We start from the raw sequence: 21,376 nt of genomic DNA, 5'->3' as shown, positions 1-21,376 counted from the left end.
GGCCCGGGCATCATCGAGGTGCGTCCTGGAAGAGGTCTCAGTGTCGTGGTTCAGGTCCGACGCGAGGAACTCCAGCGGATCGCGCCCAGCTTTGCAAGGCGAGCTTCGAGATGGCGTCCGTGCCAGAAGTCTCCATCGCAGAACACCACGACGCGGTGCTTGGTGAAGACGATGTCCGGACGCCCCGGCAGCCCTGGAAGGTGGAGACGATAGCGAAGGCCGCGACGCCAGAGCTCCCGTCGAAGGGCAAGCTCGCAGCGCGTGTTCCTCTTGGCGCTGGCGGCTCGGGCTGCCGTGGACGCGTTCTCCGAGGCCGGATGCAGACACGCGAATGAGGGCGTAGTTTGCTGCTGCGACTTCATCGGCGCGGCACTTTACATGCGGCGGGAGCAGGCGCCACGAGCGTCGGTCTGCTCAAGGGGATCCGGCCAGGCTTGCGACCGCGGGACGGACGAACCGCGGGAACTAGGAGAGTGACAACGCGCATGGAATCCGTGGAGCCTCGGACGCACACCCGGTATCGTCGCGATCCGCAACGGTTGCGAGACAGGCGCTCCCCACGGCACTGCACAGAGTCCTGTCTTTCCCGCCACGACGATCATATTGGCGCCGGCCGCCCCGGGTTCCCGTTCCTGGTACCTGGTATGAGCCTGCTCCTGGGTTGCGAAGTAGGTCTTCTGCTCGCGCATGTTCATCCACCTGGCCCCATCGGGCCTCGGAGGACCGGCCCAGCCCTGTGCTGGATGCAGATCCCCCCTCACTGGGCTCAATGTGTTGAGGATGCCTTTCGTCCGGAGGGAATCGACGCGTCACGCGAACAAAGGTGGGACACTGTAGGCTACCCATCCCTGGCGCTTCCCTGTGCCATGGAAGCATGATCACGGGGGGGCCGCCTGGTGGGTATCCTGGGAACCGTTCAAGCCCAGATGGCGATCGGGAGGTCAAACGCATCGCACTCCGGTGGATCGGGAAAGGGGCGCGCGAGGCCACGGTGGAGGCGAGAAGCGATCACGAGGGCATGGGGAGCCGCATACCACGGCTCAGGTGTCACGCCCCCCGCATCTCGTGCCCCACCATCCGCCGCCCGAGCACCTGCCCACCCCTGTCGACCACCTGCACCTGCCAGCGCAAGTGCACGGTCTCGCAGCAGGAGAGCAGCGCCCCCCAGATCACGTGCTTTCGGACCACCCGCGGATCAGCTCGGACTCGGAACGCTCGGTCCGCTTTCTTGTTCGGTCTGAGCTGGACTGAGCCGCTCGCGAGGATCTCGTTATCGGCGTCGACGAGGTCGAAGTGGCAGGCTGGGCAGTGCTCCGTTTCTGGGAGACAGACGTACTGCGCAATCCTCAGGAGACCGCCGAGCGCGTCGCCACCGCCCTTGCCACGCGCCAACGTCTACAAGATGATGTCACGAAGGGCCTCGATGGTGAGCGGCGGCCGCTGGCGATGAAGCATCGCATGGCAGTTCGGACACACAGGGCGTAGGTCTGTGATTGGGTTCAGCCTGTAGTCTGGACCCAGGTCGGACAGCGGAATGACGTGGTGCACATGGATGAACCCCGCACCTAGCGCGCCATACCGCTCCTCGAACCGGAGGTCGCATACGGCGCATTCCAGCCCGTAGTGGGCGATGCACGCTTGGCGGGCGGCACGGTCTCGCTCGTACGCGTTCACAAGTATCTTGCGCATCGCGCCCTCACGATACTCGCCGGTAACCTGTTCTGGGCTATGAACCAGCAGCTCGGTAACGTCGTAGCTTTCGAACGACCAGAGGATCTCAACAGGGGACGTGTCGACAACCTCGACTGCGATGGCCATGCCGGCGTACTCGAATGACCTCTTGTTTGAGGTGCGCCAGAAGACGTGGACGCGGCGGCCACTCTCCAGGAGCTTCTGCACGCTCCGCCATGCGAGATGAGAACCGGCCTTGTGGTACCAGCGCAGGCAATTCCTCTCCCACCGGTTCCCGTAGTTGTGACCTGTGCGCCCCTCTGTGCCAACATTGGCGAAAATTAAAAATTCGTTCGCGTGCTCCACGATCCCAGTGTCCCAGTTTCCGCCCTTCGCATCTCGCGACAGGCCTACGCGCTCCTTGACATCCGGGCGCGTGTACTTGCCTTCGCGTTCGAAGCTCAGCATGAGACGTCCTCAAGGATTCGGCTTTCCACTAGATGCGAAAAAATCTTCCTTGCTTCAGCTGCCGGGGCACCGCTTAGTCGGATCCCGATCTCAATATTCCCGTGCAGACCGTGGAACGTGAAATTGGCGGAGGTCACGAGGAGGTCATTGCTGTCAACGAGCAGACACTTCGCGTGCATCGAAGCGTACGGGACACCGTCTTGTCGCTCTCGATCGTGGAAGACCCTCGGAGGGCGCGTGCCCGACGGCCACGCATCGAGCACCCGAGCTGCAGTCCCGCGACCGCGGTCACAGATCATGATCACGTTGATGCCGCGGGCAGCTGACGCAGCAAGCAGGTGCACCAAATCCCTATCGGTGAGCTCGTAGCCAAGGAGAATGATCTCCGTAACAGCGCGTTCGATCATCTCGCGAACAACTCGCTCAGTCGGGCGTGCAATTCCGGGCGTCTCAGGAGGTAGCGTCGCGACCAACTCCGCGTCGAGCAGTTTGGGACGCAGCTCCTCGTGCTGGATCCGGAGCGCCTGCAGGCAGAGGCGCATGGCTGCCAATGAGTCCGTACTCCGCATGCGGGCGGCCACGGCGGCGCACTCGGGTGTTGCGAGCAGCCCGCCACGATCGATTGGTGCAAAGAGGTCGACGTCTGCCCGCTCGCGAATGCGAGCCTCGAGCTCGACCAGATCGCGCGCGAGTCCCATGTCTTCAGCTGCTCCGAAGCTCGCGAAGATATTCCTCGAAGAAGCCGAGCTCAGGCTGCGCTGGCGTTCCAACCAGGAGAGCCCGGTCGAGGAACGCGTTAAACTCCTCGCAGGAAGTCTCGGCGGCGAGCAGGCATGCATGGCACGCTGCCCCGTTCGCTGGCTCGGAGCGCGCATGCACCCCTTCGATGCAAAGAGGATCGGACGAGCACCATGTCATAGACGTGAGCGCATCCTCGAAGACTCGCACGATGTTCGCGCTTTCGCCTTGCCGCGCGAGCCCCCCAAGGGTGCCGTCAGCATCAGGCGATGACGTGAAGACGAGTAGTCCAGCCATGTCCCAGGCCGAGGAAACATCAATGTAGAGACGCTCGCGAAGCGACGCACTGCTGTAACCGCAGCTAAGCGACAGCTGCCGGATGAGCGCGTGCGCGAGGCTATGAATGAGCAGTAGCCTAGGCGTGACCGTCTTCGGCGGGGCGCCCGGACGGCCGCGCTCTTGCCATGCCCTCTCGTAAGCCTTGCGGACCGCCGCTACGTGGTCGATGACAATTGGCTTCTTTTCCCAACGTTTAACTTGATCGAGCCGGAGCTGGATGAAGATTCCCTCGCCGCGGTTCTCAACAGCGGGCAGCCACGGCGGTCGGTTGAGCGAGATCTTCGCGACGCGAGCGTCATCGCCTGCGCTCGGCGGGAACACGCGGGTGAACCCACGCAGAGCCCTGACCTCGCGCAGGCGAGTCGCACGGGTAACGGACTGCAGCCAGCTGGCGAGCTCGGGAGGTGCCGGGGCCGGTCGGATCTCGAACTCAGTGTTCTCGCCGAATGGTTGCGTGTGCTGAACGAACTGCTGGTACTCCTCCCATCGAAGGTTGCGGTCCGGCGACCTAAGGCGTGCGATCCGTTCTTCGATGGCGGCAGCGAGATCGTTCTCGGGCTTGCCGGTGATCTCGGCAAGCCGCATCGCCTGAATGAGGAGTTTTCGCGATACCTGATCGGGCGCTTGCTCAAGCATCGACCATCGCAGGCCGATCTTCTTCTGAAGCTCATCGGACCAGGGCGGGATGTCAAGCGCCGACTCCACGACGGAGAAGTACAGGTTGGAGGCCCCGCGCTGAACGACACGCGCGTCAGTCGTGCATTGCTCGTCGGCATCCGTACCGAGCCATGGTCGACGCCCCTGACACTGGCCCGGGATGGCATCGGGCCCAAAGCACCCCTCCATGGAGCGTGAGGCACCGCAGCCAAGGCACGAGAGGATCAAGCCCGCCAAGCCTGCCGTGGCGCTACCCTCGAGCTTGAGCTCTTTCCGGCGTCCGGGAAGGGGGCACTTTTCGTCGTGCCTCACCCACCAGTCCCAAGGGAACTCGTCAAGGTGCCCATGTTCGCAGATGACGATGAAGCGAACGGGCACGACGTGGATGCGATTACGCCCACCCGCCTTCTCAGAGCACTCCGCGCAATAGAGCGCGGGGTCGCCGGCATCCTCTGTCCAAAACCGCGACTGGCGGATAAGGTGGCAGTGCGGACACTGGAGCCAACGCGGGAAGCGAACACCAACAAGCTTCCCCGCGTTGCTCCGATACACGCCAGGAGCCACCTGAGGCGCAACCGGTGGCAGCCGGAACCCGTCGACGCCAAGTTGCTTCTGAAGGCGCGGCTCGTAGACGGTTTGCGGATTGCCCAACCCGGGAGGTGGAGCCCAGCGATCCCATTCCTCGAGGCCAGCGGCCACGACCGAGATACCCGCACCGCCGTATCCTCCAGCTCGGAAATCCACGATTGACCCCGGCCCGTGAGTCGTGATGATTTGGCTACGGCGGACATCACCCAGCTCGTTGCGCATTTCAATTTCCTTCCGTCTTCAGGACATGGCGGAGCACGAATGGTGCGCCCGGTTCCACTTCCCGCATCGAGTTCGGAGTTGGCCAGAGCGCCCGCCGAGCTCCCTCCGCATCGAGATCGGAATCGACATCCGCCTTGGCCGCGAACTGTTCCGCCGACATGAGCAGACTGGTCCGACGGTTGTAGTCGTCCCAGTAGGTCTGCAAATCGGGCCGACTTGCCCACTGATCGATCAACCGCTGCAACTTCTGCGAGACAATGGTGCGCTCGGCTGGATCGACTCGCGCAACGCGCGCTTCGATAGTCGACGCGATCCGCTCGGCATCTGCTCGTTTGATGTCGTTCAGAATTGGGCGGCGGTCCATTCCAGGTACGAGGTGGCGCACCAATGCAACAAGGACCGCATGAAGCGCCTTGTCCTGAGCGCGCGACGCGAAGGGCGTGACGCTGGTCGCCTCGACGTCACGGTACAAGCAGCGGTGCCAGGTCTCGAACGTCTCGAAATGCGAGCGGTCGCGTGCGCGCATGCTGTTATACATCGTGATAACGATGCCAGGAACGTCTCCTCGACCGACGCGGCTCGTTGCCTGGATGTACTCCGAAAGGGTTTTCGGCTGCGCATTGACGACCATGAGCCCGAGCCGGGGAATATCCATCCCGACGGAGATCATGTTCGAAGCGACCAGGAGGTCGACCGCTTCTGGGTCCGTGGCAGGCTTGTTCAAGCGGTTGAGCATGTCGCGAATCTCGTAGGAGCGAACACGGCTCGTGAGCTCAGCGGGAGCCTCGATGCGGCGCTGCTGCTCTCCGCGTCGCGCGGCGAATTGCCGAATCGAGACAGGAACGTCGTCCTGCATCAGCACCAGCGCGCGCCCAAGTTCCCGTAGTGAGTTGAAGTAGGCGACGAGCGTCCAGTAGTGATCCTTGTCTTGCAGCGAAGCGCCGGGCGCCGTAGCCGCCTGCAGCATGGACGCGACGAGCGCCTGTAACATGTACGTCGCCGAACGCCCCGCCGTGGTGAGACCAACATAGAGCCGGCCCGGACTGTTGGGATCGGTCACCGCGAACCCGGAGTTGCCAGCGTCCAGTCCCGGTGCTGGAAACTGGTACGTGCCGCGGTCGAAGAGGGAGCGGATTTGTTCTTCGGCGCGACGTATCGTCGCGGTCGAGCCGATCACCTTCGGGCGAACTGAATCTGAGCGACACAGCTCGTCGATCGCAACCTCATACAGACCAGCCATCGAGCCGAGGGGCCCGGAGATGAGATGTAGCTCGTCTTGGATGATCAGGTCCGGCGGAGCATGCGCCGTCCCGCGCCCGAAGATTACTCCCGTGTCGAGCTTCCGGACGATTTGCGCAAACTTGTCGACCGTGCCGATCAGCAGCGACGGCGCATGACGATAAATTTCTTCGTCGATCGTCCACACCGGCAACCGTGGGCCGCTCTGCGCCAGCTCGCAGGTCGTCGGCTCCGAAGCGCACTCGACAATAGATTCTTTCGGCGTGAGCTTCCAGCTCAGCGTGGAGCCGCAGCATGGACACGTCGTGAGCTGCTCGGGCGTGCTGGGATCGCCGGGCGAGCGATTGAGCGCTTCTTGAAGGGTGAGTGGCGTGGCGGCGGCACCAACCCAGAGGCCGATGCCGATCGGGACCGTGCCCAGGTCAGGAAGCCCATCCGCTCTGGCAGCCCCTCGTCTCCGAAGTAGCTCGCAGGCGAAGATCATCGCGGCGGCGCGCTGGAACTGCTGCACTGTCAGGAGACGAAGCGTGTATCGCATCAGTGCAGCGACGCCTGCTCCGTCATCTTTCTTCGTAGCGCGAAGCCGCCGCAGGGTGATGATGAATGCCGTAAGGGCCAAGTACGCTTCGGTCTTACCGCCACCAGTGGGAAACCACAGGAGGTCCATCGTGTCGCGATCGTCGTGCGTTCTCTGCGCGAGCGACGGGAGCACGAGTAGCTGGAAGGCGAGCTGGAACGGTCGCCACTTGAGCGCGGCGCCACCATGGGACCAGCCGAACTGAGTCGCCATCGCTGATTGGGCCAATTGAAATGCCGTTCGCACGTTCTTGTCCGTGCGAATTGCCGCGATGCCGTCCGCCATTCGCTCGGCGCCGCGTTGACACCGGTCGATGTGCTTTCGCGCCTGCGCATGAAGTTCGGTGGGTAGTTGCGGAACACGCGCAGCCTCGCGTGCGATCCATTGCCGGTACGCAGACACGACCTGCTCGAGGCTGCCGATGAGGTCCGCTGAAGATGCCGCCGCGAGCCACCTGGCTTCAAGGGGACGCTGGCCATCACTTGGTTGGTGCAGGGCGCCGAAGACGAGATCCCCGTGATCACTCACCCGCGGCACGATGACTGCCGGTACCCACTCAGTCTTGAGCTTGGCAACTCCTCCGCCGTCCAAGACTGCACGTGCGGAGCACGTGTGCCCAACGACGTACTCTTTCACGTCGCGGTAGATAAGCGCAGCTGTCCGACTATCCTCGTCGGTCTGCGCCCGACGTGACGGCCGTGGGGCAAATCGACCGTTCGCGACCATGGTTACGCTGAGCTCAACCTGAAAGAAGTGCTGCTCCTCGTCGAATGCCGACGAATCTCCACGGGAGCGCTTACTTGCAACAGCAAGTGTGACGGTCTCAACGCCGGCGTGCGGTGTCATAAGGGCGTAAAGCTCCAACCCCTCGATTCCGTAGTATGCCAGGTCCCTCCTGGTGCTACCGGCACGGAGCTCGATCTCCACCTCCGCGCTCCGAGGCACGTGTTGCCACCGCTCGTGCGCCCGGTCCGGAGGGGCCCCCTCGATCTGGTTACCGGCGTCGTCCACGGCGAATCTCTTGTAGACGGCGCACTCGACTTGCACGCGGATAGTTGGAGGGCTTTCCCTGCCACTGCTCTCCACCGCGAACGAGAGACCGGCAGTGGCCGGCTTCAAGGCGGCATGAAGCGACACGCCTGCTTCCTCTGGCTCAGATGCCGCGTCCTCGGCGATGTTGACCGCGATCCCTCCGTCTTCGTCTTCTTGAGGCTCGATCCGCGCATCACGCGGGTAAAGAATACCGGTGCTATACCGCTGCGTGGGCCGGTCGGAGAGGATCTCGTTCGGTGAAAGGGGACCTACGAGGTCTTTCACGAGACGATCCAGAATTCGATCTCGAAAAAGCGGTGTGTTCATCGCGAAAACCTGCCCGTCTTTCGGAACAAGAAGTGAATCATCGGGAAGCCTTTGATCACGGGCGCGAGCGCCATCGCACTCTGACTGAAGGGAGCTTTCACTGCGCTCCGCTCGTTTTCCGCCAGTCCTACCGTCGCTACTGCGACGAGATAGAGGTGCGGAATGCTTTCGCCAGGCTTGAGGTTACCTTCCGAATCGATCCGGCCCCATAGCCTCTTGAGGTCACTTTGGAACGACCTGCTGAGCTGTCCGACCTCAATCGCCCGAGTCACGCCGTCGGCCTCCTTCTGCTCGAGTATGAGTCGAAGCGCGTAGTCCTCTTCGGCCACCGCCCATGCTCTTAGCGGAACTGTACGCCCCGTGTGGATAGCCAAAGTGCGCTGCACCCTCGAAGCGTTCGACCACGCCAGGTGCGCGAGCTTGTCGACATCACCGTCCCGACCGACCTCCAACTGGGCCTTTCTTTCGCCGCAGATTCGGTAAATGCGCTTGGAATCGAGATAGCCCACGCGAGCCACAGATTTTCCGGCGGTCGTCAACATCTTGCGCGCTCGGGTCGCACCAACATAGTAAACGCGGCCTTCTTCAAAGACTGCGGCGTTGTCCCCATCCAACCCTCCTTCAGCGTGGTCCTGGTGCGGCGGCATGACAAGGACAACTGTGTCGGCTTCTCGCCCCTTGGAAGCGTGGATGGTTCCGAGAATCGGTCCCCTGGAGCCAAGTTCCGAGTAACAGAGCTCGATCGGCGGGCGAGACCGAGCGACGATGTTGCGCAGGTGAACGAGGTCCAGCGTCTTTGGTCGCGATCCTGCTGCCAAGCGATGCAGCAACGTCCAGCAGGTATCGCGCTCCTCTCCGAGGAACGGCGCAGAACAAAGCGATGCGCGAGACTCCCAAAGCTTGTCGAACTCCTCCTGGTTGAGAATCGCCTGCACCGTTTCCCCGAGCAACCAGCCCAGCCAAGGCCGTACGACAATGGGTACGTCGGACATGCGCAAACGATGCTCAACCCCGGCCTGCGAACAGTACGAGGAAGCGAAAAGCACGTCAGCCCGCCGTCGAAATAGCACAAGCATCGAACCGTCGGTGGTTTTAGCCAGGAAGTCGGCAATGTTCTCATACGACGTAACGCCGACGTCATTGCCACAGGTCTCTCGAATCGCCTCCTGCACGCGCGCAAGGTGACCATGAGCGTTTTCAGCGAACTCGATCTCTTTACGGGTGCGGAGGAACAAGTCGATCAGCGCATTGTCCTTCACGCGATGGATATTCTTCAACGCTCGATCAAGAAGTGGACGCGGGCACTCCATGGGGAGGCGTTCAAGAAGCGACGGCTCTGGTTTGTTGTCGTCGGTGCCATCAGTTGTGAACCCATAGATTGCCTGTGCCGGATCTGCGAGAATCGTAACCCCGCAGGTTGGCGCGAGGCTCTTCAGCATCTCCAATACGAGGTCTGCACGAAGTCCCATGACGTCCTGCGCCTCGTCAATGATGATGTGCTCGAGACGCGCCATGAAGTCCATCAAATCTGGGTTTTTGTTCCTGAAGAGCTCTATAGTTCGTTGGATGCCCAGATCGTACGATCCATCCCCGAGCGATTTGGGGAGGGGCCCATCGTCGAACCCTGTGCGCAGGCTCCAGGCATGCGAATCGATCGTTGAGATGCGAACGCTGCGAGCGCGATCACCAGCAACTGCATAGGACACGATGCGATCACGGAGCTCGGCGACGGCGGTTCGGGTAAAGCTTACCAGGAGGATCCGTGACGGTGGAACGGCCTCGTCAACGAGGTATGCTACGCGCTGGCAGGCGACGGCTGATTTTCCGGCACCAGGACCAGCGATGACTAGCTGCCAGCTCGCGGGCGCCTCAAGAATTACCTTGAGCTGCTCAAAGTCCCAATCAGGCGCGCGCGCCTGATCATTGGGGGACGTCATGGCAACGTCTCCCATTCGGCATGCCTACATACACAATGTAGGCTGGTGCAGGCAGAGGAGGTACAGGCATTTCTTGTCGAACGCACGCCCATGACGATTTAGCCCACCAAGTCGTGTTCTCGCTCACGGCGAAGGGCTCCTGGTCCGAGCCCCGTTCCTGGATGCGGGCGGTGCTTGCCTCGGAGCGCAAGATACTCCTTAGGCACCCTCCCTCTGCGCTGCGGTGGCGGACAGGACGCGCGGCGTGCTGGAAGCAACTGCAGCTCCATCCTCACATCTGCACTCCCAAGAATCTGCCGCTGGATCTCGAGCCCCAGAAGCTCGGCCAAAGCACAGGGAACGGCGTTGCCGAGCTGCCGCTGAGCGGAGCGCCGGTCGCCCTCAATGACGTAATCGTCCGGGAATGTCTGAAGTCGGCAGAGCTCGCGCACGGACAGTAGCCGACTTCGCCAGTGGAAGGGGCCAGTCGCTGGCCCGGGCTCGGCCTGAATCGTCCATGACGGCCGGTCCTTCGCGAGCTTGAGCAGGAACGACCAAAAGCGCGTGCGCCATCCGAACAGAGGCTCGCCGCCGCCGCCTGGCGTGTGCCAGAGATAGTTCTGCCCCTCCGGGATACTGGGAAGCAGCTTGGCCCACTTGCCCGTCGGCGCCAGCTCGTCTGGCCAATTGGCTACGTCGAGATCACCGATCGCGTCCCACGCGGTGCGGTACGGCTCAAACCCTTCGCTGTCGCCGTGCGTGGCTGCGGGCATCTCGAAAATCGTCCCCGCTCGGCTCGCAATGATGAAAACGCGATCCCGAAGCTGCGGCACACCGTAGCACGCGGCGTTTAAGTGAAGCACCGTCACTTGATAATTGGTCTTTTTCCGGCGATTGATACGCTCGAGGCCTTGTTCGAGAAGACGAAAGCCTTCGTCCTTTCCGTCGAATGTTAGGCCACGCACGTTCTCCAGGAGCATTGCCCGCGGAAGCGCGGCCTCGACTACGCGCAGGTAGGCATCAAGCGTTGCGGCACGAGGATCGCCTAGGCGCTTCGAGTCACCAGCCAACCAATACCCCGATTTGGAGAATGGCTGGCACGGTGGCCCTCCGGCGAGCAGATCTAGTTCACCTTCGTCGAGACCGGAGAGGGCAAGGAGATCACCCGGGGCATGTTGGTGAATGTCGCCAGGTGTCGCGAGCTTCCACTCGGGCCTGTTGCGCCGAATGGTCGCCCGTGCCTCATCGTCGATCTCCACGCAGAGCCGCGTCTCGAACCCGGCCGTCTCAAGTCCGAGATCAAGCCCACCCGCCCCCGTGAACAGCGACAACACGGTCGGGCGTTTGGCCGTGCATCTCATCAATGCCCTCTCCTTGCTGCCTTGCGCGCGTCCTTGAGGTCAACCGCGCTGCCGCGCTGAACCAAGGTCGTCGACTTCAGGTAGACGGGGTTTGCCACGTCGAGATGACGCTCAACCTCGCCGGCTCCGACCCAAGGCTCAGACATCGCTTGCCGACCTGAACATGCGGCGCCATCATCGCAGCAAACCTCGTCCAGGACAAGTGTCGGTCGAGTGCGAGTCAGATCAGTCATCGCCTCCCTGCTCCGCCCACGAGTCCCGCAGGCTGGCTTCACGCTTCGCAGTTTCCGCTCACTGGTCGGCTCCACCCCGTTCGACGCTGCCCCGAAACCCCCGGCTTTGCCGGGGGATCGTTAGTGACTTGTTCTTGCTTGGTGATCCCGTGGCCCAGCCCGCGCTATTCTGGCCGGGTCGTCCTACACTACGATGGCCAAGTCTCGGTCGCGCCCACCCACGCCGGAGACGCGTCTTCTCGACGGGCGGGGCGAACGCTCGGCGCGGTGCTCCGCGAGGCGCGGACGGTCCGCTGGGCACGGCCCTGCCCAGCACGGCCACGACACGTCACGCAAGCGGACACGTAGATGCTGCGAGCGCGGCGCGGCCAAGGGGTTCGCTGGAGGATGCGAGCGCGCCGAGGATGGCCTGGTCCAGGTCGGATGCGCCTCGACCCACAGGGACCCTCCGCGCGCTGTTCGAGGGGCGCGGGACAGGGGGCTGCTCCGCGGAGTACCCCTTCGAGCATGCGAAAGAGCGCTTTTGCCGCTCCATCGGGCGCCGAGTTTCGCGTGTTCCGAAACACTCCGGTCTGGGGTTGTGACGTGGCTTGGCGTAGTTCAGAGGTTAGGTAGGCCCATCTCGTACAGGAAACGTGATGGGTTCCTGGCACGCCCGCCGTAGGTCTGCGAGCAAGTTAGGGTCAGCGATTTAAGGGCGCGAGTGATGGCGACGAAGCAGATGCGCCGCTCCTCGGACATTATCTCCGACCGCCGCTCGCCCAGGCTGCTGGCAACGAACGAAGGGAGCTCCCCCTCGGCGAGTCCGAGCACGTAGACGTGGTCAAAGAACATGCCCTTCGCCGCGTGGATACTTAGTAGACGCACGCCCGACGGCTCCTGCTCTGGGCGTGGGCGGATTTCGCGCAAGAAGGCCTCAAGGGGTGCTCCGGAGCCGAGCGTTGGCTCGATCTGTGATACCCACGCGCGCTCATCGTCGGCGTATCCAGGAAAAGTATCTGCATGCCACACGCTCGACGAGGTCAACTGCATAAACGCCGATCGTGCAGAGTAGACGAACTCCGTGTAATCCGCTTTTCGCACGAGAAACTCCAGGACATACTCGGCCATCCGTTTCGCTAAATTCGCCTGCTCGTGGTCGACGATGATCTCAGCCCACTTCCGGAGGAAGTCTTGGTGCGTTGATTCCGCTTCAGCAATCACATCGTCGGGGACGAGGCGCACACCAGTCATCTCGCCGAACGCTGAACAAAGGACCTCCAATTGCCGCAGGTCACGTCGACGATTCGCAAGCTCAAGACATGCGCTCAGCCATGCGAACGGCGCGCTCGAAAAGCCCCCCCTTGGCTGCGCCGGTGCTGAAGGAATCTGCAACATATCGAGGTTGTCTCGAACAAGCTGCAGGAGACCGCGGGCGCGAGCTAGGACGGCGAAGGTCCCTGCCCCGGCTTCGTACCGCCGTGCGATGTCGTTGGCGACTACCTGTGCCTCTTCATGCTCCGAGGACAATCGGCCCACACGCACGGATGCATCGGTGCCGAGTCCACCGGCTGTGACGGGTTGGGTTGGCGATTCTGGTGTAGACTTGGAGCGAACATGGCTTAGAAGGTTCTTTGCAATGAATGCCAGATCGATATTGACGTGTGTGCTCGACGGGAGTTTCATGATGTCGGCTGCGAAGTCGCCAATGAATCGCTCGATCGTCAGAGGACCACCGCCGTTCCAGGCGTAGATGCTCTGCTCCGGATCTGCCGCGGCGACGACATCGTTGAATCCTTGTCGCGCCATAGCACGAAGAAGAGCGTACTGCGCACTGTTGGCGTTTTCGAGTTCGTCAATGCACCAGTATGGGTAAACGGTCCGATAGCGCTTGCCGAGAGCAGGGTAGCGCTGGAACAACCTAACGGCATGATAGAGGACGCCATCGATATCGAGAGCATTCGCACGCTCCAGGCAGTGCTCATACGCGCCGTAGATACTGGCGATGCGCTGGCGAAGGTGCACATCCAGCACGTATGAGGGTGCATTAGATGGATCGATCAGCGCCATCCGCAACCTGTGAAGGACAGGCAGAAGCCGCGCATCATCTTCGTCGATCTCGCCGCCCTGCAAGCGAACCTCGTTCAGGGCTTCCCGCAGGATGCCCTCGAGGTCGCTGGTGGAGGCGTAAATCCGAAAATTGGGCTGGAGACCAACATGGCTGCCGTGCAGTCGCAGGACCTCTGCTGCGAAACGATGGAATGTTCCTATGAACAGACGTGACTCGCGCCCAGGTGCCCAGATTTCGATGCGGTCCTTGATTGCATCCGCAGCGCGTTTCGTGTACGTGAAGACCAGGATGCGAAATTTCTCACTCGGGGACTCCAAGAGGAGGTGTGCCACGCGTCGCGCTAGGGCTTCAGTCTTGCCGGAGCCTGGTCCCCCCAGAAGGAGCAGCGGTCCCTGCCCCCATTCCACGACACTCCGCTGCACACTTGAGAGCCCCTCGAACAGATCAGGTGAGTGTGCGGTGGGTTCACGCACGGGCGACCTCTACGCATCGCTGGAGAATCTCGCGGAAGAATGCGGGGACCCTGTCGGGGTCGGCATTTGCTAGCTTGAGCGCTAGCAATCTGGCGTAATCCGGTTTGCACTCACCAAGAACGTCAACTAGCGGCGCGGTGAAGCCCGGTTTCAACACGGAGGCAATCTCAAGCAGTTCAGGTGCAAAGAACTGTACCAGATAGCCCTCGAGATGGATTCCGGGAAGCTTCCGTGTATGGAACGCCATCTCCCCAGGTGTAAAGCCGGATTTTTCGATGTTTCCCATGTGGTCCTTGCCGCCATCATCATCGTCACAGAACATGAACCAGGGGATACCGAGTGCACGGGCGAGAGCGGCAAAGGCTCCGGGCGAACCGTCGTTTTGGTAGTCGATGAGCGAGATTCCGTTCGCATCGAGTGATATATTCAGCATGTCGGCGAAGCGTGGCAGGATGGCTATCTCGCTCTGGCCTTCGCACAGGAGCCAGCAACGGGCAAAGAAGATTTCACCACGCGTGCGGCGGGAGCAGGCTTCGATCTTACGAAGCTGGTGGTCGGTCAGGAGCGCTGCCGCTCTCCGCTCCAGGGCGTCGAGCCTGGCGTGAAGGCCGTCGTTGATGGACAGCTCGTGGGCCAGCCTCTTCTGGAGTTGCCTGTACTCGTCATCCTCAAGCTTGCGCTTGATGACGAGCGTCCCAGTCGATGGCTTCTCCACCGATCGGCGAAATTCGTAAATACTGCTTTTGCTGATGTAATCGTCAAGTTTTTCTGACCACGGCACGTCCGGCTCTTCGGCGACGGCTGGTAGCCAGTGTACCGTGGTGCAAGCCCCTCGTTTCCGGAGGATTCGCAGACTCCGGATGGGTACATGCTGCGCAAAGTACGGTGAGTGCGTCGTGATGATCTTCTGCCCCGGCAACTGCTCTACCTGCGCCCACAAAGCGCGCGCGGCATGCGGATGGAGGTGGGCCTCGGGCTCTTCGAGCATTAGGAGAGGCGTGCTTTCTTTCTCATATAGGAGCTCAAGGGCATGCTTGCAGAACGCCTCGAACAGGAAGAGCACTGAGAGGCTCTGCGCGCCTTGACCATGGCGCGACAGCGGAAAGAAGGCGGTGTTCCCCCTTCCACGGAGTACGACCTCCGCACGCGAGAGTAGCTCCCATAGCTTGAGCGGGAGTGCGCGCACGTCGATCCGCTCGCCGGTCCCAGTGGCCACGACGTCGCCGGTCTTCCCCAACGTGGTCCGGATGTCGCGGATCCGCGGCTCCGCCTTCATGAGGTCCTCGTTCAGGCGGTCCATCTGCTCTTGCGCCCCCCTTCGCTCGGCTTCCGGAAGATCGAGCGAGCGAAGGATGCGCCCCCAAAGCGGGGAACGACCAGAAAACGCGTCCTCCGCGTCCCGGAGGGCCGAAAGGTAGAAGGCGGGGACGTAGCGCTGCAAGGCGGAAACTTGATCTTCCGCATTCCGGTCGAGTGGCTGTCCGCTGGACGCGAGGAATTCGGTCTTGGTCATGTAAGCCCTGCGCGCCTCCGTGTAGCGGCAGTTGAGGCGCAGTTGAACGGTCCCGATACCCGTGATGGGGTCCTCCTGGATTACCCCGCTCAGACCCTGCGACACCGCCGCAGGCCACTCGCCAGCGCTCGACTCCGCGAAGGTAGCGTCCAGCGTAAATCCCTCGCTCGCCCTAGGTGCAGCGGTCTCGTCGGGCAGGTGCACGTCATACTCGTGCACCTCGTGCACGACCCCGCTCAGCCTGGACTCGTTCGCCAAAAAAAACTTTATTGCGTCCAGCACGGCCGTCTTGCCAACATTGTTCTCACCGAGCAGCACGGTTGTGTCTTCGAGCGGAAGGGTTACATCGACCAAGGACCGGAAGTTCCGGATGCGGATCTGCTTGAGCTTCATGTTGCGCTGGGCATGCCTCCACCGGCCAAGCTAGCCTGTCTTGGCTCTCGGAGGGAAGGCGGAGTAGAGCAGGAGTGGGACGTGGTGGACGAGGGACCTCGCTGGCGCTACCGGTCGACGTCCGATGCTACATGGTCAAGCGCGAGCCTACGAGCACGCGACGATCAGCATGCCGTGTCGTCGCAGGGCGTTCAGAATCTCCTTGACTTCGTGCTTCGGACTTGAACAGTGCGCACTTACTTGACGGAGGTCGGGTCCGGTTCCGTTCACCGGTGCGGCTCATGCTCGACGATGCCGCGCTCCCGCAGCACCTCGCGGTAGCGCCGGTGTGCGAGGGCTTCGAGCGCGAGGCCCCGGTCGTTCTACACGCTCGTCGCGAAGCCGACGCCCCCTCGCGATACCCCTCCGGCGCCGCCAGCACCTCTTTCGGCAACGCCGTCGTGCCGATGTTGCGGTTCCGACGTGTGGCGTTCCAGCCCGGCGTGCGCTGCATCGTCTCATGAAACGCGGAACGCCGAGGCCATCCAATTCGGTATCCGCATAGGCCGTACTCGCGGGAGCATCCAGCGGGACGGGACCCCCAAAGCTAGCCCAGGGCGCTTGCGGGCCGCCCGTGATTCGCGCATCGTTGGGGGCGTGAGTCCGCTCCTGGTGCACCCCGAGCAAGGCATCGAAACCGAGGCGCATGGACTCGAGCTGCTCAGCCCCGCGGAGATGGAGGCGTTGCTCAAGACCGCTCGTACCATCGCCGTTCTTGGGATAAAACCCGAGTCGCGGGCCCACCTCGACGCGCACCAGATCCCGCTCTACCTGCAGAAGGTCGGCTACCGGATCCTCCCCGTTCCAACCCGGTATCCGGAGGTCACCCACATCCTCGGCGTCCCCGCCCGCCGCCGCCTGACCGAGCTGCCTCCGCCCGTCGACGTGCTCAACGTGTTCTGCAAGCCGGCCGATTTCTTGACGCACCTCGACGGCGCGCTCACGCTGCGGCCTTCGGTCGTGTGGTTCCAATTCGGCCTGATCGAGCCATCCGCCGCACGCCGGTTGCTCGGAGCGGGGATCCCCGTCGCGGAAGACTGCATCGGCTGCCGACGAGCATCGATGTGGCCGTCCGTGGAGCCATTCGATGCACAACGAGGCTCGGGGGCGTGACGTTCGCCCGGATCGTTTCGGGCTGTCCGAGCGATCATCAAGCCCCCACCCCTCTCCCCGCCCAAACCTCGATCCGCACCGGAACCCCTGCAAAATCCCACTCCGGCAACGTTCCCGTTCCCGCTGGGGACGCTCAGTTCGTTAATTCACATCAACGGTCCCTCGGCCAACCGCAAGGGTCCTGTGAGCAACGTCTCCAGGACCCTTCGTGCTTCATCGGCTGGCGGTCGAAGAAGGCGCGGAGGTTGTCCCGGGCGCGCAGATGAGGAGCCGGAGCCGGTCGACCTCGGCGAGGAGGCGGCTGTGCTCTTTGGTCTGCGTGGGCAGCCTGTGGCGCGGGCGATCCGTGCATCCCGGGAGGGAGTGCACGGGGGGCGGCATGGACGGGCGGCTCGCCGGCGAGGAGCCAGGGACATGCGTGACCGGCTATGCTCCCCACCCGCATGACCCCTCCCCCGCCCGCGACTTCGCCTGCGCCCTCGCTCCGCCCCTACCAGCGCGAAGCCGTGAATGCTGTCCTCTCCGCCCGGCGCGCGGGCGTTCGCCGCATGGTCGTCTGCCTCCCGACCGGCGCCGGCAAGACGGTCATCTTCGCCGAACTTTCCCGCCTCGCGCGCCGCGGCGTCCTCGTGCTCGCGCATCGGGAGGAGCTCGTCGAGCAGGCTCGCGACAAGATCCACCGCGCCCTCGCTGGCGTTGCCATCGTCGCCGTGGAGCAAGCCGCGCGCCGCGCGCCGCGCGATGCCAAGGTCATCGTCGCCTCGATCCGCTCGCTCCACGAGGCGCGCCTGGAAGATCTCCTCGTGGGCCGCGACATCGGGCTCGTCATCTACGATGAATGCCATCATGCCGCCGCTGACGACAACCTCCGCGTCCTCCGTCGCCTCGGAGCCTTCGATTCCGGCTGGAATGGCACCTTGCTCGGCTTCACGGCCACCACCACCCGTGGCGACGGAAAGGGCCTCGACGCGGTCTTCGAGCGCATCGTCTATACGAAGAGCTTGCCGGAGCTCATCGAGCAAGGTTATCTCGCTCGGCTCTCCGGCTATCGTATTGCCACCACCGCCGATCTCTCGCGCCTCTCGAGCGAGGGCCTCGACTTCGCCGAGGACGAGCTCGCGCTCGCCGTGGACATCGAGGAGCGCAACGCCCTCGTGGCCCGCGCGATCCAGGAGCTCGCGCGCGACAGGCGCACCATCGCCTTCTGCGTGACCGTGAGCCACGCGCGAAATCTCTGCTTCGCGCTCAACGCCCTCGGCGTCCCCGCCGGCATCGTCCACGGCACCATGAAGCCCGAAGACCGCGCGAGAGCCCTCGAGGATTTCCGAAGAGGCCGTACGATCGTGCTCACCAATGTCGGCGTCTTGACCGAGGGCTTCGACGATCCCGGCGTGAGCTGCGTCGCGATGGCCCGCCCCACGCGGAACGAGGGGCTCTACGCGCAATGCGTGGGGCGCGGGACGCGTCTATTTCCTGGAAAAACCGATTGCTTGATCCTCGATTTCGTGGATCTTTCCGCCCTGGATCTCTGCACGCTCCCGTCTCTCTTCGGTATGCCGCGGGATCTGGACCTCGAGGGCCGCGACGCCTCCGCGGCGAGGCGCACGTGGGAGCGGATCGCCTTCGATCATCCTGGATTCGAGCTCGAGGCGGGCGCGATCACGCTGGGCGAGATCCAGGACCGCGCCGCGCGCTTCGATCCGCTGGGGCTCGGGCTCTCCGGCGATGTCCGAGCGATCTCCGGCAATGCGTGGTCGTCTCTCGGCAAATACGGGCTCGTGCTGCATTTCGAGCGAAGGCCGGGACAGCTCGCGGAGGCGCTCGTCGTGAGCCGCGGCGCGCGTGGCAAGCGCTGGGAGGTGCTCGTCGACGGCGAGAGCATGGCCCGATTCAGCCGGATCGAGGAGGCGGTGGAGGCGGTCGATTACGAGGTGCAGCGGATGGGCCGCGCGGCAGAGGCCTCGGCGCTCGCGAGCGCGCACTGGCGGAGCGAGCCCGCACCCGCGGGATCGAGGGCGGAGACACGGGCGGACGCGCTGCGACTCGAGGTATTTGGGCGGGTCGTACGAGGCTAGCTCGCGGCGATCTCCGGCCTCGCGTGCCAGAGTGTCGGACGCAAGGCGGAAGGACTCGGCCCGGGTCGAACCCGTAGCCGCGTGACGGCGCTTGCAATCGCATGACTCGAGCCCGTAGAACGATGGTCGCGTGCGCATGCACCCGGAAGGCCCTGGTCTCGCCCCCCATACCTCTGTTATCGTCCGAACAAGCACCATGAGCCTGTCGGCAACCTTCGGCGTCGAAGGCGGCGCCTCGCGCCCGGGCGAGGCGCCCTTCCAGGTCCTCGTTTTTTGGCACGGTTCCCATGTCGGGCGGCGTGTCGTTCGATGGTCGTGTCGGGCGCGTGCCCACGCATGCGCCCGCAGCCTTGATGGCCGAGATTTACCAGGTTCACTACGACACATTCGTGCGCGCCTGGGGATATGATGCCTCCGCGCGTCGCCTCCGCAGCCAGGCGAGCGCTCAGGCCCACGCGACCTGCAGCGCCGCCGCCCCCCGGTGCACGAGGTTCGGCGAATACGAGAGCGGCGCATCGGTCGCGAGCCGCGCATTCGGCAAACGCCGCGTGAGCGCCTCGAGCGCGGTGGAGGCGTCAAGCTTCCGCAGTGCACCGCCCGCTCGGGGCCGCCGTCGAGCGCAGCGCCGTGCACCTCGATGCTATCGAGCGAGTGCGTCGCGACGCACCGCCCCCTCACCCCGCCCGACAAATGATCCGCTCGAGCGCGGTCGGGGCGTCTCGACCTCGGGGAAGATTTCCGCCGAGGGCCGCCCGGCCTCGCCGTCGCCCGCGACCTCGGCGGGATCGCGTGCGAGGCTCACCGCGAGAGCACATGAAACGCATCGTGCCGCGCCTTCATAAGTGCCAGATCGAACCCCAGGCGGTTGCAGGGCCATCGCCAGGAGATCGCCGCCACTCCCGCCATTGGCAGGGCGTGCGCAAGCTCGCGCCCTCAGAGCCACCCATCGCCGGGCGGGGCTGTCACGCGTGCATGACAGTGACCGTTGCGGCGCCGTGACGAGTGTCATGGACGGGCGACAACCACGGACCCGCGAGATCGAAGGGCGCACGGAGTTTCGCGCGAAATCGAGCTTCTCCGCGCCCTGGCATGCCGCGTGCTCGAGGGGTCGGCATCCCCCTGCCGGAGAAAACATCATGAAGAAGAGCACCGTCTCCCTCGGCTTTGCACTGATCCTCGCGGTCGGCTCCGTTTTCGCGCAGGTGGCGCCGCCCTCGCTGAGCGCTCGCCTCTCCGCCGTGGGTCAATATTATGGTGACGCGAACGGCAAGATCCCCCTCCACCTGACCGGCGGCGGAGTCCTGTACGTCGCCACCGCCAACGGAACAAGCCCATTCTCGATTTACACGGTCAACGACACGGTGGCCAGCGGCGCGACGGTCGGCGCCTGCGCCTTGGACGCGGCAGGCGCGCCCGTCGGATGTGATCCTGCGTATGGCGAGCTGATGCTTTATGCGCTCGCGGATCTGCAGAGCTCCGAGCCCGATCCGAGCGAGTTGACGATCAGTTGCCGCTATACATCCTACCCCGACCTCGGCCGCTGCGCGGTCACGTGGGGCCCTGGGGACACCACGTGCTACAAGTACGACAGCGGAACTTACTCGGTTACCGAGTGCCTATAGAACGGCAAGCGGGGTCATCCGTCGCGGTCGCGAAAGCGGTCGCGAACGCTTGCCTCTCGGCGGTTCACGTTGCTACGCCGATACTCGCATGACGCCCCACAGGTCCTCCATGCGCCCTCCTTCGGACGGCTTCCTTCGAGCCATCACGCTCCTCCGCCACCGCGTCGAGGACCCGAACGCCTATCCCTACACCATCCCGCCATTCGTTTGCTCGACACCCTCGAATTTCATCCTCGGGTGACGTTCTTCGTCGGGGAGAGCGTCTCGGGCAAGTCCACGATCCCGCACCCAAACAGCCCGACGGCGCCGAGGTGCGTAGCGTCAAACCTCGCGGCGCGCCTGGTGTGGAGCGAGCCCCGGCGTCGAGCTCGTCGAGCGCCCCTCGACGCCTCTTGCCACTTTGACCCCCCGGATGTGGGGGCGGCGGAAATACGACGTCGAGCGCGGTCGGGACGCCTCGACCTCGGGGAGATTTCCGACGAGGGCCGGCCGACCCGCCGAGGGGCCCCGGGCCCCTTACGCGCGCCGAGCTCGTGCCCCTCGATGCCGCCCGGCCTCGCCGCCCGGCCTCGCCGTCGCCCTCGACCTCGCCGCGATCACCCGCCTCGACGCCGGCCCCCGCGGCAACGTGCGACTCCGCCGAACCCCTCGGCGAGGCCCTCGCCCTGGTTGTGGAACGCGGACGACACAAGGGTACACATCCATTACACCGAGTGTAACGACGGCGTTA

At 63.7% G+C, this 21,376-nt stretch carries 15 protein-coding genes; 5 read left to right on the top strand and 10 right to left on the bottom strand.

Features of this window, described 5'->3' with window-relative positions:
- Nucleotides 1-50: 50 nt before the first annotated feature.
- The 10 genes from QHF84_RS50275 to QHF84_RS27420 form a co-directional block, all read right to left on the bottom strand.
- Nucleotides 51-362, bottom strand: coding sequence for a hypothetical protein (locus QHF84_RS50275; RefSeq protein ID WP_348652882.1), 312 nt, complete (start codon nt 360-362; stop codon nt 51-53).
- Between the two features lie 685 nt (nt 363-1,047).
- Entirely contained in the window at nt 1,048-1,188 is a 141-nt protein-coding gene (locus QHF84_RS27460) for a hypothetical protein (protein WP_281316402.1), read from the bottom strand.
- Nucleotides 1,189-1,395: 207 nt separating this feature from the next.
- Nucleotides 1,396-2,139, bottom strand: coding sequence for an HNH endonuclease (locus QHF84_RS27455; protein WP_281316401.1), 744 nt, complete (start codon nt 2,137-2,139; stop codon nt 1,396-1,398).
- Nucleotides 2,133-2,837: a phospholipase D-like domain-containing protein gene (locus QHF84_RS27450; protein ID WP_281316400.1), complete on the bottom strand. Its 705-nt coding sequence runs from the start codon at nt 2,835-2,837 to the stop codon at nt 2,133-2,135. The genes QHF84_RS27455 and QHF84_RS27450 overlap by 7 nt, the downstream gene beginning before the upstream one ends.
- A gap of 4 nt (nt 2,838-2,841) precedes the next feature.
- Nucleotides 2,842-4,683, bottom strand: a complete 1,842-nt coding sequence (locus QHF84_RS27445; protein ID WP_281316399.1) for a DUF1998 domain-containing protein — start codon at nt 4,681-4,683, stop codon at nt 2,842-2,844.
- A gap of 1 nt (nt 4,684) precedes the next feature.
- The gene (locus QHF84_RS27440) at nt 4,685-7,858 is read right to left on the bottom strand and encodes a helicase-related protein (protein ID WP_281316398.1); all 3,174 of its coding nucleotides are present in this window, start codon (nt 7,856-7,858) and stop codon (nt 4,685-4,687) included.
- Entirely contained in the window at nt 7,855-9,795 is a 1,941-nt protein-coding gene (locus tag QHF84_RS27435; protein ID WP_281316397.1) for a UvrD-helicase domain-containing protein, read from the bottom strand. Before QHF84_RS27435 ends, QHF84_RS27440 begins: the two co-directional genes overlap by 4 nt.
- Before the next feature lie 98 nt (nt 9,796-9,893).
- The gene (locus QHF84_RS27430; protein WP_281316396.1) at nt 9,894-11,135 is read right to left on the bottom strand and encodes a DNA cytosine methyltransferase; all 1,242 of its coding nucleotides are present in this window, start codon (nt 11,133-11,135) and stop codon (nt 9,894-9,896) included.
- A gap of 833 nt (nt 11,136-11,968) precedes the next feature.
- Nucleotides 11,969-13,891, bottom strand: coding sequence for an ATP-dependent helicase (locus QHF84_RS27425; protein WP_281316395.1), 1,923 nt, complete (start codon nt 13,889-13,891; stop codon nt 11,969-11,971).
- Nucleotides 13,884-15,797 (bottom strand): DUF2813 domain-containing protein, encoded by a 1,914-nt coding sequence (locus QHF84_RS27420; protein WP_281316394.1) that lies wholly within the window; start codon nt 15,795-15,797, stop codon nt 13,884-13,886. Before QHF84_RS27420 ends, QHF84_RS27425 begins: the two co-directional genes overlap by 8 nt.
- Nucleotides 15,798-16,078: 281 nt before the next feature.
- Here QHF84_RS27420 and QHF84_RS27415 point away from each other — a divergent pair, with 281 nt between their 5' ends.
- The 5 genes from QHF84_RS27415 (at nt 16,079) to QHF84_RS27395 (ending at nt 20,887) form a co-directional block, all read left to right on the top strand.
- Nucleotides 16,079-16,300, top strand: a complete 222-nt coding sequence (locus QHF84_RS27415; RefSeq protein ID WP_281316393.1) for a hypothetical protein — start codon at nt 16,079-16,081, stop codon at nt 16,298-16,300.
- Between the two features lie 133 nt (nt 16,301-16,433).
- Entirely contained in the window at nt 16,434-16,949 is a 516-nt protein-coding gene (locus tag QHF84_RS27410; RefSeq protein ID WP_281316392.1) for a CoA-binding protein, read from the top strand.
- 443 nt (nt 16,950-17,392) lie between these two features.
- Nucleotides 17,393-19,024, top strand: a complete 1,632-nt coding sequence (locus QHF84_RS27405; protein ID WP_281316391.1) for a DEAD/DEAH box helicase — start codon at nt 17,393-17,395, stop codon at nt 19,022-19,024.
- Between the two features lie 1,136 nt (nt 19,025-20,160).
- On the top strand, nt 20,161-20,646 hold the full coding sequence (locus QHF84_RS27400; RefSeq protein WP_281316390.1) for a hypothetical protein: 486 nt from the start codon (nt 20,161-20,163) through the stop codon (nt 20,644-20,646).
- A 109-nt stretch (nt 20,647-20,755) separates the two neighbouring features.
- Nucleotides 20,756-20,887 (top strand): hypothetical protein, encoded by a 132-nt coding sequence (locus QHF84_RS27395; protein ID WP_281316389.1) that lies wholly within the window; start codon nt 20,756-20,758, stop codon nt 20,885-20,887.
- Nucleotides 20,888-21,376: the final 489 nt, after the last annotated feature.

It is taken from the genome of Polyangium sp. y55x31 (assembly GCF_029946505.1).
GTDB lineage: Bacteria > Myxococcota_A > Polyangia > Polyangiales > Polyangiaceae > Polyangium.
The sequence above is the reverse complement of the archived record's forward strand: the minus strand, read 5'-3'. Positions and strand labels throughout refer to the sequence as shown.